Source organism: Streptacidiphilus jeojiense (genome assembly GCF_000719095.1).
Lineage (GTDB): Bacteria > Actinomycetota > Actinomycetes > Streptomycetales > Streptomycetaceae > Streptacidiphilus > Streptacidiphilus jeojiensis.
In genome coordinates this window covers 24,202-40,899 of record NZ_JOEH01000045.1, presented here as the reverse complement: position 1 = coordinate 40,899, position 16,698 = coordinate 24,202, and the positions used below count along the sequence as shown (strand labels likewise).

At 69.1% G+C, this 16,698-nt stretch carries 14 protein-coding genes; 8 read left to right on the top strand and 6 right to left on the bottom strand.

The genetic code is table 11. The features are described from left to right. Positions 1–44: 44 nt before the first annotated feature. Positions 45–485, bottom strand: coding sequence for a hypothetical protein (locus tag IF29_RS0138250; RefSeq protein ID WP_232242809.1), 441 nt, complete (start codon positions 483–485; stop codon positions 45–47). Between the two features lie 435 nt (positions 486–920). Here IF29_RS0138250 and IF29_RS0138245 point away from each other — a divergent pair, with 435 nt between their 5' ends. Beyond that, a complete protein-coding gene (locus IF29_RS0138245) occupies positions 921–2,891 on the top strand; it encodes a HEAT repeat domain-containing protein (protein WP_030266005.1) in 1,971 nt (656 codons plus the stop codon). Between the two features lie 159 nt (positions 2,892–3,050). On the opposite strand, the gene IF29_RS0138240 is transcribed toward IF29_RS0138245, so the two are convergent. Continuing rightward, a complete protein-coding gene (locus IF29_RS0138240) occupies positions 3,051–3,626 on the bottom strand; it encodes an SMI1/KNR4 family protein (RefSeq protein WP_051726578.1) in 576 nt (191 codons plus the stop codon). 583 nt (positions 3,627–4,209) lie between these two features. Here IF29_RS0138240 and IF29_RS0138230 point away from each other — a divergent pair. The 4 genes from IF29_RS0138230 to IF29_RS42830 all read left to right on the top strand — a co-directional run bounded on the left by IF29_RS0138230 (position 4,210) and on the right by IF29_RS42830 (position 8,842). Then, positions 4,210–4,740, top strand: a complete 531-nt coding sequence (locus tag IF29_RS0138230) for a DUF6985 domain-containing protein (protein ID WP_030265997.1) — start codon at positions 4,210–4,212, stop codon at positions 4,738–4,740. A 42-nt stretch (positions 4,741–4,782) separates the two neighbouring features. After that, on the top strand, positions 4,783–4,989 hold the full coding sequence (locus tag IF29_RS0138225; RefSeq protein ID WP_198037669.1) for a hypothetical protein: 207 nt from the start codon (positions 4,783–4,785) through the stop codon (positions 4,987–4,989). A gap of 207 nt (positions 4,990–5,196) precedes the next feature. Next, entirely contained in the window at positions 5,197–5,439 is a 243-nt protein-coding gene (locus IF29_RS47180; protein ID WP_030265990.1) for a hypothetical protein, read from the top strand. An 85-nt stretch (positions 5,440–5,524) separates the two neighbouring features. Further along, on the top strand, positions 5,525–8,842 hold the full coding sequence (locus IF29_RS42830) for a lectin (RefSeq protein ID WP_051726577.1): 3,318 nt from the start codon (positions 5,525–5,527) through the stop codon (positions 8,840–8,842). A gap of 164 nt (positions 8,843–9,006) precedes the next feature. Here IF29_RS42830 and IF29_RS0138210 read toward each other — a convergent pair whose 3' ends face one another. Together IF29_RS0138210 and IF29_RS0138205 are read right to left on the bottom strand one after the other, a co-directional pair. Further along, positions 9,007–10,473, bottom strand: a complete 1,467-nt coding sequence (locus IF29_RS0138210; RefSeq protein WP_030265982.1) for an arabinofuranosidase catalytic domain-containing protein — start codon at positions 10,471–10,473, stop codon at positions 9,007–9,009. 164 nt (positions 10,474–10,637) lie between these two features. After that, the gene (locus IF29_RS0138205; protein ID WP_030265979.1) at positions 10,638–11,129 is read right to left on the bottom strand and encodes a nucleotidyltransferase domain-containing protein; all 492 of its coding nucleotides are present in this window, start codon (positions 11,127–11,129) and stop codon (positions 10,638–10,640) included. Between the two features lie 240 nt (positions 11,130–11,369). Here IF29_RS0138205 and IF29_RS0138200 point away from each other — a divergent pair, with 240 nt between their 5' ends. The 3 genes from IF29_RS0138200 to IF29_RS0138190 all read left to right on the top strand — a co-directional run bounded on the left by IF29_RS0138200 (position 11,370) and on the right by IF29_RS0138190 (position 15,632). Further along, positions 11,370–12,824 (top strand): FAD-dependent monooxygenase family protein, encoded by a 1,455-nt coding sequence (locus IF29_RS0138200; RefSeq protein ID WP_232242807.1) that lies wholly within the window; start codon positions 11,370–11,372, stop codon positions 12,822–12,824. A 463-nt stretch (positions 12,825–13,287) separates the two neighbouring features. Beyond that, positions 13,288–14,910: a hypothetical protein gene (locus IF29_RS0138195; RefSeq protein WP_198037668.1), complete on the top strand. Its 1,623-nt coding sequence runs from the start codon at positions 13,288–13,290 to the stop codon at positions 14,908–14,910. 116 nt (positions 14,911–15,026) lie between these two features. Continuing rightward, complete coding sequence (locus IF29_RS0138190) at positions 15,027–15,632, top strand: Chromate resistance protein ChrB (protein ID WP_198037667.1); 606 nt, start codon at positions 15,027–15,029, stop codon at positions 15,630–15,632. Positions 15,633–15,701: 69 nt separating this feature from the next. Here the strand turns inward: IF29_RS0138190 and IF29_RS0138185 are convergent, their stop codons facing one another. Both IF29_RS0138185 and IF29_RS0138180 read right to left on the bottom strand, forming a co-directional pair. Further along, positions 15,702–15,911, bottom strand: coding sequence for a hypothetical protein (locus IF29_RS0138185; RefSeq protein ID WP_030265966.1), 210 nt, complete (start codon positions 15,909–15,911; stop codon positions 15,702–15,704). Further along, entirely contained in the window at positions 15,908–16,693 is a 786-nt protein-coding gene (locus IF29_RS0138180) for a COG4280 domain-containing protein (protein ID WP_030265963.1), read from the bottom strand. The genes IF29_RS0138185 and IF29_RS0138180 overlap by 4 nt, the downstream gene beginning before the upstream one ends. Positions 16,694–16,698: the final 5 nt, after the last annotated feature.

Genomic DNA, 16,698 nt, shown 5'->3' with positions numbered 1-16,698 from the left:
CAACCCACCGACACCACCGACCCGACCGCCCTCACCGCCTAACCTCACAACCAGATCACCGACTGGCCGTCAATACACCACGCCAGCAGACGTGACCCGGACCACTCGGGCAGCAGCCCCGACAGGTAGTCCGCGACCCGTCCGCGTTCCTGCCACCAATCGCGAACACCTCGCGGAGTCCACCAGCGGTCCCCGTCGCAGGCGTAACCGGCGAACGGATCCTCCTGCGCGGCCGTCAGCAAGGCCAGGACGTCGGCCGCTGTCGTCGGCTGACGGTAGACGTACTCGGTGAGGTATTCCCCGCCGTAGAGCACATGGCGGGGAGCGTGCAGACGGCCGGTCCAGCAGTTGTCGGACATGCCGGTGTAGAAGGGGCCGGGCACGTTCTGCCACAGGCGGTCTTCCCAGCGCCCACCGAAGGACCTCTCCCGCTCACCCTCAGGAAGGGCCGACAGCGGATCCCAGCCATGTCCTTCATCAGTCACCCGCGCAGCATAGGCCAGCGGCTATCGCCGATGCCCCGCCGACCCGAAGAGGGGATCACGCATCCCCGAGCGTGTCAGGGGCAACGGACTCACCGCGGTCCGCGAGGAGTTCGCAGATCCGGGCGGAGATCGCTGTGTGCCGTCAGACCTCGCGGGCCAGCCGCGTTCGACCGCGTCCTGGGCCAGCTCGTGTTCGCGGACCAGCCGCTCGCGTAGTCGTAGGGCGTACTCGCTGGTGGTGAAGGGTTTGGAGCACCGCAGGCAGAGATCACATTCGCACGGGCCTTCGGCGGGCATGCGCAGGCAGTGGCCGAGTTCGGGGCCCAGTCAAGGGCCGTGCGGTTCTGGAGACCAATGATCCAGCTGTGGCGGTCGAGACCTTTGGTCGGGGGATCCGGAGTCGTTCGGTGACGCACACGACGGTAGGGTCCGGGCATGTGGGTGGGACTGGATGAAGTTGACTGGGCTGCACTGGAGCACAACTACGGATCCGCGCAGAACATCCCTGGCCTTCTACGCCGATGCGCGGGGGCTGAGCCGGACGATGTCGACGACGCGGCATTTCAGCTCCTCAACCATCTTTTTCACCAGGGCGGCTGGATCTGTTCAGCGGCACCGGCCGCGTTGCCCTATGTCGTGGGGCTGGCTGCGAGTCCGGACGTCCTGCTTCCCGGACGGCGCATGACGCTGGAGTTGGTGTGGAGGCTGGCTGCCGAGGCCGGGCAGGTCGCTGCCGTGGATCCCGAATGGCAGCCGGCCTGGGAACAGACTCTGCCGCGCATACTCGCCCTGCTGACTGATCCTTGTCCAGAGATCCGGCGGGACGCGGCCCACATCCTTGGTATCTGCAGCAGCCCCGGAGAACTCGTCCTGCCAGCCCTGCTGGACAGCCTGCAAGCTGAGGACGACGCGGCAGCACGCCTTGACCTGGTGCTCGCTCTGGGGCAAGCAATCACTCGGAAACCTGCCGGTCAGCGGGCCTCTGAGGTGATCGATCTACTCCGCGGGCTACTTGATGAACCGGATGCGCAGATGCGCCTGGCGGCAGTGCATGCGCTGGCCCCATCCGACCCTGAGCTCCCCGTACGCCAGGTCGGTGCGCTGCTGGAGGCCATCCGTGACCCCAGCGTCGAATTGTGGCGCAAGTCCAGCACGGTCGAGGCCGGCGTCGAGGGCGTCCAGCACTGGACGGCACTGCTGTTCCCGGACCCGTTCCCGGCTTTCACCCTTGGCCTGCTGGCCGATCATGACAATGCCGACCAGCGGGTCGGCGCGCTCTCCCTGGCGGGCGGACAGCTGGCGCAATGGCGTTCGGCCAACGCAGGTCTGCTTCCCGCTCTCGTCGCTCGGCTGCACGACTCCGCGCCTGAGGTCCGCTTTCGCGCGGTCGAGCTGTTGGCTTGCCTGGGCCCAGCCGCCGCAGCGTATGCCGACGACGTAGTGGCACTCCTGAGCGACACCGCAGCCCGGGCCACCCGGGACCAGGAGACTGTCGCTGAGGGTGCCCTGTGGGCGCTGGCTCGGATCAATGACGCACGATGCCTGCCGCTCCTGATGGGGCTGATGGGCGGCACACGGTCCGGCTTCGCCTCGGTTTCCGCAAGCTACCCCGTCACCGCAGGCTGGCACTATCCCGTCCTGCCCGGCCTGCACGAAGTCCTGGCGGCCTTGCCGGACCATTGCGAGGTCCTCGCGCCGGCGGTCGGCCACAAGCTTGCTTCAGCCGACGACCACACGCTCAACCGACTCTGCCAGGTGCTTGCGGACTGGGGACCTGCAGCGAAGGCAGCGATTCCCGACCTGTTCGCTCTGCTGGGAGGGGACCGGACCTGGCCAGCGGCAGCAGTGGCCCTGGGAGGGATCGGTGTTGCCGCCGATGAGCCACGCGACGCGTTGTTGGCCCGCTCGGGCAGTGGCGACCAAGCGGAACTCGCCGCCTGGGCCTATTGGAAAGTGAGCGGCGACCCCGGACCGGCCCTGGCAGCCCTTGGACGCATGGCCACCCTGGGCAGACTCCCGCACCCTGCCGTGCGCAGGCTCGCGGACCTCGGCTCACACGCCGCCGCCTTCGCGGATCAGCTCCGGGCACTGACCGCCGCCGCCGACGTATGGACCCGCGTCGAGGCAGCACACGCACTGTGGGCCACCACCGGCGACACCGAGATCACCGTCCCTGCCTTGGCGACTGCCGTACAGGGCCTGACCAAGGGCGCCTACCAGCCGGTCTCGCTCCCCGCAGTACGGTATCTAACCCAGATCGGCCCCGCCGCCGCCCCAGCCGCCGACCGCCTGCGCGACGTGACAACTGCTGATCAGCGGCTGCGTTGCAATGGCGGCTGGCGCGGCTTCGCCCAGGACGAAGCGATCCGCGCCGCCATCACCGAACTGCTCAAGATCAGTGGCTAGTAGGAGTCCGTTGGGCCTTCTCGGCTGGAAGGCCGCCTCGGCGAACAGGATCCCCAAGAGCGACGTCGTAGGCCCAGAACATCGCGTCCCCGAATCAAACCGGCGTAGTGCTGCTCAATCAGACCGCTCCTTGGCGGCTGCCGTGGCCGTGTCGGCTGCTCAGGCTTCTGGGTAATGGTCGAAGATTCCCGCCGCAGTGAGTCGTTCCTCTTCGCGCCAGTGGAGGAACCGTGGCGGGCGCGTCTCGTCGATGCTGATGGCGTCGTCGTACTGGTTCGTCACCAGGTTGATCAGGAACTCGGCCATGCCGCAGGGGTAGAGCGTCCAGCGTGAGTTGGTGTGGCGGCCGCAGACGAGGACGGGCCACTGGTCGGGATCGTCCCCGGTGGTGACCCAGCAGAGGATGTCGGGGCCGGGGGTGCGGCCCCAGATCATGATGTCGTCGGGATCGACGTCGGGGCGCTGGCGTTCGGGTGTGTGGTGCCAGGTCGCTTGGGCTCCGGGTGTGCCCTCTGCGATGCTTTCCTGCTCATGGAGGCGGTCCGGGGCCTGAACCGGGAGGAGGATGTGGGTGATCCCGTTGATGACGCCGGATCCGTAGGTGTGCATAAATGCCTTGTAGTCCGAGGGCAGCCGGGTCCCCAGGTCGCCCTCAGCCGCAGCCCAGTTGATCGGCTCGTCGACGCCGGTGTCGGTCGGCATGATCCGTGCCAGTGCCTCGACCCCGGGATGCATCGCCATGTCCTGCCCTTTCGCTTGGTCGGACCAACCCAGCGCTGGTCAGGATGCCTGCTACTGGTTGGGCCGGTTGCTGTACTCCGCTGCGGGCACGCTGGCACCTTCAGTGCGCAAGCGTTGCTGCGTCCTGACAGACATGACGTTGCGGATCATGAGGACTGCCCCCGCAATGGTTAGCACTGCCGCTGCGAGTTCCAGGAGTGCCACGTACGGCTTGAAGCTGCCGAACAGTAGAGGCAAGGCTCGCGGGACACTGCTGCCCCCCAAGATCACGAGCGCCCATCCGCCCCTCCGGGTTGTGGATGACGCGCTTCGCTTGCTCGCGCTCACGATGCCCGCAGCGGCAACCAAACAGCCTCCGACTAGCGTCGACCATGTCCAGAACACGGGACCCACCTCCGGCCGGAAGCGTACTGCGCAGATAGCCCAACGCTCCGGCCGGCGCCAAGCTCCACAGGTACATGAAGCGGGCTTCCCCTCTGGGGTCCAGGCGGCGTCAACGCTCTCGCAGAATTGACCCCTGGGGTCGTAGCGTGGCCGTGCCCTCTGGGGCTCTCGATAGAGGCCATAGAGTGCGCGCATGGAGATCCCCGGCCTCGGCCCCGTGACCGTCGATGCTGACTTTGGCGACTACGTGAGTCCGCCGCTTCCTGTTCCCGTCTTCGCCGACGCCCTGTGCCGATTCGTCATCGCCGGCTATGACGATGACGACGCGAAGGTTGACTTCGAGGCGGCCATCAGCGCGTTTCTGGGGCTTGACGAGTCGGCTCTGAGGTCCGCGTCGGAACCGGTCCTCCAGTACTACCTGGATGTGAAGGCCGAGGTGGGCGACGAGGAGGGCTTCGTGTCCATCGACGGCCCGGACGATGTCTGGTCGCATGTCCGGCCCGGAGGCGAGGTGTCGGTCCAGCGGGAGGACGCCCACGGCGACCGGAAGGTGTATGTCTCCGTGGAGTGCGAGTGCGCCTGGGAGCCCGAGCACGGACTTCAGATCGTGTTCTGCCGCGGTTCCTCGGTGTCGAAAGTGGGCCCGTTCGACAGCCACCTCACCAATGTCTCCGCCTTCGACCGTGCGGATCTTGCTGACGTCGTCTATCACCGGTTCGGCTGAGGTTTCCAGCTGTTGGTCGGCGTCACCGGTTCTCCTTCGCCGGTGGTCTGGCGCTCCCCCGGCACCCCGGACAACCCCGGCGTCTGCATCCTCCAGCGCGACGGCAACCTGGTCATCTACAACCGCTACTGCAAAGCCACCTGGGCCACCGCCACCAGAGGTGCCACCAACGTCCTCCACATCGAGGACAGCGGCAGCATCCAACTCCGCACCGCCGCCGGCACCCGCCCGTGGACCAACCACCCGTGAGTATCCGCCTGTGGCAGCGCACCCCCGCCACAGGGGTAGAAGCCCGTCGACGGCTCGACGCCGACGCCGACACGCTGGGCGACGTCCAACGCTCGTGATCCTTCCCGGCAGAGCAACACGGCCCTCGATGACCTTGCAGATGGTCTGCAGTTCTGTGAGGCGTGCTCGGGTTTCGACGAGAGCCGCCATGAGTTCGTCGATCTGCGGTTGCAGGTGCTCGGTGGGTGCGGCGGCCTGGACCTGATCGACCTGCAGGTGCCGCAGGAAGTCGAAGGCGTTCACCCGGCCAGCTCGAGGTCGCGCCAGCCGCCGATGCAGTATCAGCGTGCCGTTGACCTGCTCGACAACCACATCTTGGGCTGCGGCACGAACCCACCGCCAGCCGCCAGCCGGGCCCAGGGAACGCCGTCCAGCGGTGCGCAGGGCGCAAGCCACTGCCTCGGGCTGTGAAGTGTCTTGACAGTGGTCCGCATTGGGCCCAACTTGTTGTCATGTTCCGCACATCGACAACGTTGTCAGAAGGGTGCGATCCCACATGCCACGACTTGATAAGAACCGGGCTTTAGCCGCCCTCCTCGCCGCAGGCGCCCTGCTCGCCTACGGCGCCGGCTCAGCGCCGGCCCTTGCGGCAGCTCCGGCGGCGAAGGCCGCTCTGGTCACCGCGCCCGCCTCGCTGGTGAACCCGTTCATCGGCACCTCCAACTCAGCGGACGACTTCCCCGGCGCGGACGTCCCGTTCGGCATGGTGCAGTGGAGCCCTGACACCCCGTCCCGTCCGGACGGCGGCGGCTATGAGTACAAGGACTCGTCGATCACCGGGTTCAGCCTCACTCACATCGCCGGCCCCGGCTGCGGGGCCGGCGGCGACATACCGGTGCTGCCGACCGTCGGTGCGGTCAGCACCAGCGCGACGGACGCGTTCTCGCACGCCAACGAGTCGGCGACGCCGGGCTCGTACACCGTCTCGCTGAACAACGGGGTGAAGACCGAGCTGGCCGCCACCACCCGCAGCGGGATGGCTCGGTTCACCTTCCCGTCCACCACCCAGGCCAACCTGGTCTTCAAGTTGACGGGCAGCCAGAACGGCGACTCCAACACCCAGTTCAACGTGGTCAGCAGCACCGAGGTGAGCGGCCAGGTCACCAGCGGCAAGTTCTGCGGTGCGAGCAACACCTACACCGTGTACTTCGACATGGTCTTCGACCAGCCGTTCGCCACCAACGGGACGGCGGCGGTCAAGGACGCCGTCCCGAGCGCCACCGCGAAGACCGGCGTCGCGCCGAGCACCCCCGAGGCGAAGAACAAGCCCACCCTGCACGGGAAGGCCCCGGTCTCCAAGGTCGCACCCAAGGCGGTGACTCCGCAGGCCGCGGCGAGCGACGGCTACGTCACCTTCAACACCACCAGCAACCCGGTGGTGCAGGCCAAGGTCGGCATCTCCTACGTCTCCACCGCCAACGCGGTCGCCAACCGCACCGCGGAGAACCCGAACTGGAACTTCGGCTCGACCCAGAGCGCAGCACTGGGCGCCTGGAACTCGGTGCTCGGACGGGTCGCCACCTCCGGCGGCACCGCCGCCCAACAGGCGGTTTTCTACACCGCGCTGTACCACTCGCTGCTGCACCCCAATGTGATCAGCGACAGCAACGGCCAGTACTACGGTTTCGACGGCAAGACCCACACCGTCGACTCCGGCCACCAGGCCGCCTACGCCAACTACTCGGGCTGGGACATCTACCGCTCGCAGGCCCAACTCGAAGCGCTGGTCGACCCGCAGGCCGCCTCGGACACCGCGCAGTCCATGGTCGACGACTACGCGCAGACCGGACTGTTCCCCAAGTGGTCCGAGGACAACGGCGAGAGCTACGTCATGGTCGGCGACCCGGCCGACGAGATCCTGGCCGACTACCACGCCTTCGGTGCCACCGGGTTCGACAGCGCCACCGCCCTGAACGACATGGTCGCCCAGGCCACCAACGCCAACAACGACCGCCCCGGGCTGTCCTACCTGGAGCAGTTGGGCTACCTGCCCAGCGACGGAAGCTACGGCTGCTGCAACTTCTACGGCCCGGCCTCCACCACGCTGGAGTACGACTCGGCCGACTTCGCTGTGTCGGCCCTGGCCGGGGCGCTGGGCGACACCGCGCACCAGAGCGCCTTCGCCAACCGGGCCCAGGACTGGCGCAACCTCTTCGACTACAGCAGCGGTTTCATCCAGCCGCGCGACGCCCACGGCACCTGGAGCTCCGGTTTCTCGCCCACCTCGGGGACCAACTTCGTCGAGGGCGACTCCTGGCAGTACACCCCGATGGTGCCGTTCAACGTGCACGGCCTGGCCACCGCCATGGGCGGCGACAGCAAGCTGGCGTCCTTCCTGGACACTGACCTGTCCTCGCTGACGGGCGGCAACGGGTACACCGACCTGGGCAACGAACCCAGCCTCAACATCCCCTGGGAGTACGACTACGTCGGCCAGCCGTACAAGACCCAGAAGGTGGTCCGACAGGTCCAGGACCAGATCTGGACCGACGCACCCGGCGGCCTGGCCGGCAACGACGACCTCGGCGAGATGAGCTCCTGGTACGTGTGGTCCGCGCTGGGCCTCTACCCGGAGACCCCCGGCACCGCCGACCTGGCGCTCGGCTCGCCGCTGTTCACCCAGGCCGTGCTCACCCTGCCGTCCGGCAGCACGCTGACGGTCAACGGCAGCGGTGCGGCCGACAACGCCCCGTACGTCCAGTCCGCCACCTGGAACGGGTCGGACTGGAACAACGCCTACGCGCCCGCCGGCGCGATCAGCGGCGGCGGGACGCTGGGCTTCACCCTCGGCACCACCGCCAACACCTCCTGGGCCTCGGCCGCCTCGGCCGCGCCGCCCTCCTACGCCGGGAACCCCGGCTACAGCGACATCGGCATCTCCGCCGACTCCGCCTCCTCCTCGGCCGACTTCGACGGCGGCGGCTGGAGCTACTCCGCCACAGCCCTGTCCACGGCCGGGGTCAACCCGGGCGGCACGGTCAGCGCCGGCGGGGTGACCTACACCTGGCCGAACGTCGCCGCGGGCCAGCCGGACAACTACCTGGCGAACGGTCAGACGATCGCGGCGTCGGGCTCGGGGGCGATCTCCTTCCTCGGTTCGGCGAGCAACGGACCCTCCTCCGGGACGGCGACCGTCACCTTCACCGACGGCACCACCCAGTCCGTCCCGCTGGCCTTCTCCGACTGGACCCTCAACGGCGGCTCGGCGACCGCGCTGTCCGGCAGCACCGTCGCGGCCACGGCCGCCTACCGCAACCAGGCGGGCACCACCTCCGACACGGTCAAGACCTACCTGTTCGGCAGTGCGCCGGTCACGCTGACCGCCGGGAAGACGGTGGCGAGCGTACGGCTGCCGTCGGCCGTGAGCGCGGGGGCGCTGCATGTCTTCGCTGTCGGCTTCAGCACCGCAGGGGGCGGGACCGCACCGGCCACCGGTCCGATCACCTCCGGCGTCAGCACCGGCCTGTGCGCCGACGACCTGCACAGCGTCGCCGCCAACGGGAACCCGATCGACCTCTACACCTGCAACGGCACCTCCGCCCAGAGCTGGACGGTCGGCAGCGACGGCACCCTCCAGGTGCTCGGCGGCTGCCTGGACGTCAGCAACAGCGGCACTGCGGACGGCACCAAGGTGCAGTGGTACACCTGCAACGGAACCGGGGAGCAGCAGTGGCAGCCGGGCGCATCCGGCTCCCTGGTGAACCCCAACTCCGGCAAGTGCCTGGACGACCCCGGATCCACCACCGTCACCGGCACCCAGTTGCAGATCTACACCTGCAACGGCAGCAGCGCCCAGAAGTGGAGCCTCCCCTGACCCGGTGACGGCCGGGTCCTGCGCAGATACTCGTGCTGCCCGGCCGCTGAGGGAACGGGTGCGCCGCGGCCGACGGGGAGGATCGTCGGCCGCGGCGCGGTCGGTGCGGTCGGTGCGATCGGTGCGGTCGGTGCGGTCGGACTAGCGGCTGACCGCGCTACCGGTCAGCCGAGGGTCCACTGCTGGTTGCTGCCGCCGTTGCAGGTCCACAGTTCGACCAGGGCGTTGTTGGCGGTGGAGGCGCCGGTCACGTCCAGGCACAGGCCGGACTGGACCCCGGTCACGGTGCCGTTGGAGTTGAGCGTCCACTGCTGGTTGCTCTGGCCGTTGCAGGGATAGATGATCACCTTGGTGCCGGCCGTCGTGCCGTTCCCGCTGGCGTCCAGGCAGTCCGTGGTACCGCTGTCGGTGACGGTCAACTGGTTGGACGAGCTGTGGGTCCAGGCCTGCGGCGCCAGGCCGTTGCAGGTGTAGATCTGGACCTGTGTCCCCGCCGTGGTGGTGCCGTTGGGGACGTCCAGGCACTTGCCCGCGCCCACCGCGTGCAGCGGTCCGGTGGTGCTCCCGGTGCTCGCACTGGTGCTGTAGCCGGCCGCGGTGATGTTGGACTGGACCGAGTTCTCGGTGGCGTCCGACGGGTAGCCGGAGGTCATCACCCCTTCGTAGAAGGTTCCGGCGGAGCCCTTGCTGTTGTCACCGCCGATCCCGAGGATGATCGCCCCCTCCTTGTGCATCGGGTTGTAGCCGGCGACGTTGGGACGCACTCCGCTGTAGGAGGTGGACAGGCTGCCGGACTGGGCGTTCCCGGACCGGATCGCCCACTGGTTGGGCTCTCCCTTGATGATGGCGGTCAGGAAGCGGCTGCTCACGGTCGGGTCGTTGGCGTTGTAGCCGGCGTTGACCCCGGAGTAGAGGCCGTTCTCCATGTCGGCCATCACCCAGGGGCCGTTACCGGTGCCGTAGCCCCAGACCTTGATGTTGCCGAAGTAGATCGCCTCCATGTGGCCGTTGCCGGTGTCGTTGTTGCTGGTCTCGGCGTTGCCGTAGTCGAAGCAGCAGCCGCCGTTGTAGTGGGTGCCGTCGAGGACCGCGTACATGCCCTCGGCGGCGTCGCCGGTGGCGATGCCGGAGGTGCTGTCGTCCCGGTAGCCGGTGCCGGCGGCGACGTAGACGCCGTAGGCCTCGTGGCCGCCGACCGTGACCGGGGCCGCGGTGGCGCTGGCGAGGTTGTCCGGGCCGCCGGCGGCGCCGCCGGCGGGGGCGTCGGTGAGGTTGTTGCCCCGGCCGGACTGGTCGTAGATGACGGTGATGACGCAGCTGGTGCCGGCGCAGAAGGAGTCCTGGGCCGCGGCGTTGGCGTAGCCGCCGGCGCTGAGCACGCCGATGTTCAGCGTGCTGCTGTCCGAGGCGCGCCTGACCTGGTAGAGCGAACCGTTGTAGGCGGCGTAGAGCGCACGCGTGGTGCTGTGCGCGGCCACGCACGGGGTGCCGCCCGCGGCGTAGATGTCGCACGGTCCCTGGGTGGCGGCCTGTGCGGTGCCGGCCGTCGCGGTGGCGCCGGCCACCGCGCCGATCAGGACGGCGAGAGCCGCCCCGAATCGGGCCAGCCTTGTCCGGATGATGTTCCTCATGCCTCTCCCTAGCTCTCTGGTGGAGTGCGACTCAGGGATTTGTTAGCGCTAACATTCGGACCGGCGCAGCCGCGGTTCTGCGTCAGAGGGTTCAAGTCCGCGACACTGCCGCATAGTTGATGCACAGTCAAGACATTGCACAAGCGGAGCACATAAACGAGCGGTCAGAACTGCGTGGCTGTCCCGAAGACCCGGCGCAGCTGCGCCATGTCGTGCAGGTCGCGCTGCCTGGGTTCGTATCCCTGGTGGAAGTACACCTGCTGCTCGGCGGACAGGCACGGGACGGGCATGTCTTGGACAGTGCCGGTCACGAAGCAGGGGGCGGGGTAGGCGAAGGGGTGCTGTGGATCGGGTGAGGCCTGCACCGCGGAGCCGTCATCGGCGAAGACCAGCGGATGGAGGTCGATCTGGCGGCCGTCCGGGGCCGTCACGACGAACCGGACGGGCCTCCAGTCCAGCGTCTCGACGAAACCCGCCGCAGACAGGACCGCCACCAGGGCGGCCTCCTGGTCCTGCCGGTGCATCACGTCCAGATCCTCATGGTCTCGAGTCTGCTCGCCGACCAGGGCGTCAATCCCCCATCCGCCACCGATCCAGACGTCGACCCCGGCCCTGCGGAACAGGGCCAAAACCGACAGCACGTCATCAGCAGTCATCACGCCGCGCAAGCTAGCAGCGCCGGCGCCCGGCGGCGAACGATTTCGATCGGGACTCCCCCGCCCTCGGTATTGCCGGTGCGCTGGTGACGCCGGCAGCGCGTGAGCACGAGCTGGGTCCGCGGCACCCCATACTTCGGATCCAGGAGAGCGTGCCAGGCGCTCTGGATATCCCGAACGCCTACCCGCTACGCTCCCGGCTGTTCGTGAACCAAACTCAAGAGAGCGGGAGTTGACTTAGTGTCAGGTTCTCAGGCGCGGCTCTTCGAGAAGATCGCCACCGGGCTGCCGCCCCAGGGCGGCGGGGTGACGATGGGACAGGCCGTGGTGCTCGGCGGCAGCATGGCCGGGCTGCTGGCCGCCCGTGTGCTCAGCGAGCACGCCGACGAGGTGCTCATCGTCGAGCGTGACGGCTCGGAGGTGGACCAGGGGCCGCGGGCGGGAGTCCCGCAGGGGAGCCAGGTGCACGCGCTGCTCCCGGCCGGAGCGGTCCAGCTGGAGCGATGGTTCCCCGGCTTCGTCGCCGAGGCAGTGGCCCTGGGTGCGGTCACCCCGCCCCAGGACGGGTCGCGCGAGTGGTTCTACATCGACGGCCGCCGCCGGGTCACCGCGCCCATCGACCAGGACTGGCCGGTCCTGGTCAGCACCCGCCCCTTCCTGGAGGCACTGGTGCGCCGCAAGACCCTCGCCGCGCCCAACATCCGCATGGTCACCGGGCAGGCCGAAGGGCTGCTGTGGGAGGGGGACGCCGTGGTCGGAGTGCGCTACCGGCCGGCGGGTGCCGACGGCGCCGACCTCGCGGACGACGCCGCGGCCCTCGCCGCCGACCTGGTCGTCGATGCGATGGGGCGCTCCAGCAGGCTCAGCGACTGGCTGGAACAGGCTGGATGGCCGCGCCCGCCGATGCGGCGGATGCCGATCCGTCTCAACTACGCCACCGCCGTGTTCCGGCACGACCCGGCGATCACCGACGTGTGGAACGCGGTCTCGGTCGCCGCGGCAGATCCGCAGACCGGCGCCCCGGCCCGGATCGGCGGCTTCACCCTGGTCGAGGACCAGCGCTGGATCATGCTGGTCTCCGGCTACGGCGAGGACCGGCCCAGCCGGGATACCAAGGACTACCTGCAGCGCTGCCGCACGGACTTCCCCGCCGTGTTCGGCGACATCGCCGAGCGGGCCGAGATGCTCGGCGAGGTGGTGACCTACCATCAGTCGGACAGTCGGCGGCGGGACTTCCACCTGCTGCGACGCTTTCCCGCCGGACTGGTCGCCGCAGGCGACTCGGTGGCCTCGTTCAACCCCGTCTACGGGCAGGGAATGACCTCGGCCGCCCTGCACGCCTCCTGCCTGTCCGCCTACCTGCACGCCACCGACACCACCCTGACCGATCCGGCCCTCGGCTATTTCGCCCTGGTCCGGGTCGTGGTCGACGCCGCCTGGCAGGTGTCCACCTTCGCCGACCTCGCCCTGCCGCACGTCGACGGGCCCTACCCGCGCGGGTACCGGCTCACCCGCTGGGTGGCCGGCCTGCTGTTCGAGCAGTCGGTCACCGACACCGTCACCAGTGAACGAATGGCGCGGGTGACGACCATGCTGGCGCATCCCGACTCACTGGCACGCCCCGCCGTCCTGCTGCGGGCCCTGCGGCTGTACACGAAGGAACGGTCGCACGGATCCCGGAAGCGGCCCGACTGACACGAACGGCGGGCAGACAGCGGCCGTCCGCCGGCGCATCCCACCGCCAGTTCCCGGACCGCGTTGCAGCGTGGGTTCGGCTCTCAGCCTCCTCCCTCGGAGTGCTTGCGCCGGCTGCCTGGAGGCGAGCACCATGGCACAGCCGTGTCTACATTGCTGTAGTCGTGAGATTCGTGGTCGTTGCTCCGCCGCCTGACCCATGCCTGATGGGACGTCATCAGCGGGACGGCCGTCCAACCTGCCCATACCGGTTGACGGCTAGTCAGGAGCAGCCATGACGAGGCCGACGAGCCGGCGACGGTGTTCACTCAGTCGTTAGGGCGCGTTTGTGTCAACTGTTAGACCACCGGCATAGCCTGCGTTGACCGCGCTCCTCCCTTGGAATGGCCGCTGGCGGCCTGTCTCCACCCAAGTGAGGCACGTCCTTGCCGCGCACCTCCCGCCCGTACCCAGGAGCGTTCCGATGCCTTCTCGCCTCACCCTTGCCGTCGCCGTCGGCGGCGTCCTCTCCGGCCTTCTGCTGACCCCCGGTACAGCGGCGACCGCCGCCACGGCCGCGTCCGCGAGGCACGGTGATCCTGCCGGCCGGCACGGGGTCATGCTTCCGGGCCACCTCGTCCTCTCCCGTACGGTCTACACCGCCGGAAAGGGCTCGATCGTTCCCGGCATCACCCAGCTGCCGGCCGGCTGCACCACCGCCTGCGTCACCGCGGTCGCCGACGGCGGCTACCCCGAGGTCTTCAACAACGAGTCGGTGGACGCCAGCTTCGGCGTCTCCTCACCCATCCTCCTCGACGCGCTCACCCAGTCCGGTCGCACCGTGCGCACCCTCGGCGTGCCGACCGACGTCAACGGCGACCACCTGGTCACCAGCTTCCCCTCGAAGTCCGAGCTCGGACTCAACCTCTCCAGCAACGGCAGCGCGCTGACGTTCATGGGCTACGTCGCGCCGCTGAACGCCCCCGACGTGTCGAACTCCAACACGCCCGGCGTGGTCGACCCGACAAACCCGGTCGGCACCTCCTACTACCGCGCGGTCGCCGAGCTGCGTTCCAACGGGTCGCTCGGCTTCACCGAGACCAACGCCTACAGCGGCAACAACGGCCGCTCCGCGATCCTCGACAACGCCGCGGACGAGTTCCTCATGGCGGGCAACGCCGGCAACGGCGGCAACCCGCAGCCGGTCGGCGTGATAGCCGGCGCCGGAGCGCAGCTGGCCACCCCGTCGAGGCTGCCGGAGAGCAGGCAGCAGGTCGGCCAGCCCACTCCGGCCGGCGGCTTCAGCGTCACCGAGCTGGGCGACAAGGCCGACAAGGTCGGCAAGGACACCAACTTCCGCGGCCTGACCCTGCATGACAACGTCGTCTACCTCACCAAGGGCAGCGGCGGCAACGGCGTCAACACCGTCTACTTCATCGACACCACCGGCAAGGCCTGCCCGAACGGCGTCGGCCTGCCCGTGCCCGGGGCGCCGCTGCCGACCAAGGCGCTGTCGTACGACCCCGCGACGCTGCAGTCCACCGGCCTGCCGGAGAACATGTGCGTCCTCAAGGGCTTCCCCACCGCACTGAAGTCGACGACGTCCTTCCCGTTCGGCGTGTGGTTCGCCAACGACACCACGATGTACGTCGCCGACGAGGGCGACGGCACCAACACCTACGACCCGGCCACCGGCAGCTACACCGTCGCCGCCGCCCAGACCGGTGCCGGGCTGCAGAAGTGGGTGCTGCGCGACGGCACCTGGCAGCTGCAGTACACGATCCAGCAGGGGCTCGCCCTGGGGACCCCGTACGCCGTCTCCCACTACCCGACCGGTGACAACCCCGCCACCGGCCTGCCGTGGGCCCCGGCCACCGACGGGCTGCGCAACATCACCGGCAAGGTCGACGCCCACGGCGACGTCACCATCTGGGGCATCACCTCCACGGTCTCCGGCGCGACCGACGAGGGCGCCGACCCCAACCGCCTCGTCAGCGTGACCGACCGCCTGCACGCGACCACTGCGACCGGAGACACCTTCCGGACCCTGCGCACGGCACAGTCCGGCGAGGCCCTGCGCGGCATCGTCTACGTGCCGGGCAACTGACCGGTCACCAGAAGCGTGGGAGTGTCGGGTCCGGTCACGCGGCCCGACACTCCCCCGCGGTCCGCACGGCTACTCTGATCACGTACGTCGCGTGACCGGTCGGTGGAGGAGTGCAGGTGGCACAGGCAGCGGGACAGCCCGCCCCGAAGAGCGAGGCGAGGCGGGCCGACGGGCACCCACCGGAGGGTTCCGGGGTGCGCTGGCTGGTCCTGGTCTACAAGGTGCCGGCCGAGCCGACCCGGCTGCGGGCCGGGGTGTGGCGCAAGATCAAGGGCCTGGGTGCGATCTACCTGCAGAACTCGGTCGCTGCCCTGCCGCAGAGCCCGAGCGCGGAACGGTCCTTCCGGGTCCTGCGCAACGAGATCGTGGAGATGGGCGGCAGCGCACTGCTGCTGGGCTCCGAGGTGCTGTCGGGCAGCGCGGAGGTCGAGCAGGCCTTCAACGCGGCCCGTGACGACGAGTACGAGGAGATCGTCGACCGGTGCCAGGACTTTCTGGGGCAGATCGACAAGGAGTACCGGGCCGAGCACTTCACCTACGCCGAGTTGGAGGAGAACGACGAGGACCTGGTGAAGCTGCGCAACTGGTTCGCCAAGGTGGAGAACCGGGACGTGCTGACGGCGTCCGGCAAGGCGGCGGCGACGGCCGCGCTGGCCAAGTGCGAGCAGGTCCTGGACGAGTACGCGGCTCGGGTCTACGCCGAGGAGGGGGAGGGCCGCTGACCGGCCCTCCCCTGTCTCACCGCACGGGATGCGCCCCGCGGGATGCACTGCGCGGTTCACCCCACCGGTTCACCCCCGGCGGGCCGTCCGCACCACCCGGAGCAGCGACAGACCCAGCAGGAGCACGACGGCGACCGGCGGCAGCCACCAGGCGTTGACCCCGCCCTGGACCAGGCCGTAGCAGGCGGCCAGGGCCAGCACCACGCCCAGGGCGACCTGCCAGTCGTCGCCGACGACGAAGTCGTACCAGAACCTCGCGAAATTGCGTAGCAGGGTCACGTCAGGCTTCCTTCCACCGGGGCGCCGGCGGGGGTGCCCACGGAGTTCTTGACGGCGGGGTTGGAGCGGCGCAGCACGGCGGTGTACCCGAGTGCGATCAGCGCGACTGCCGGGACCAGGGCCAGCAGTGAGGTGTCCGAGCCGGGCCAGTGGGCACCGGTTCCCTCGGTGGCCCAGAACACGCCGAAGGCGGTGAGCATGGTGCCCACCACGAATTTCATGGTGTTCTCGGGGACCTTCGCCAGCGGCGCCCGAACCGCGATGCCCACGGCGGCGACCAGCACCACCGCGGCCAGCGCGCCCAGTGCGGCGACCGGCACGTTCTTCTGGTTGTTGCCGAAGGTGACCACGATGAAGGCCACCTCCAGGCCCTCCAGGAAGGTGCCCTTGAAGGACAGCGTGAAGGCGTACCAGTCGCGCACGGCGCCGCGTCCGCCGGTCGCCGCCGCACGTGCGGCCTCCACCTCCTCGGCGAAGGCGGCCGTCTCGTCGTGCAGGGCCTTGTAGCCCGAGCCGCGCATCACGGCCTTGCGCAGCCATTGCAGGCCGAAGACCAGCAGCAGCGCGCCGACGACCAGGCGCAGCGCGTTGATCGGGATCAGTGAGACGGCCGGGCCCAGCACCGCGACGGTGGCGGCCAGGGCGACCAGGGCGGCGCCGGTGCCCTGCAGCGCGGAGCCCCAGTGCCGGCTGGTGCCCGCGGCCAGGATGATGGTCAGGGCCTCGACGGCCTCCACCGTGCAGGCCAGGAAGACGGTGAGGAACAGCACCCAGGAGCTCATGCGGC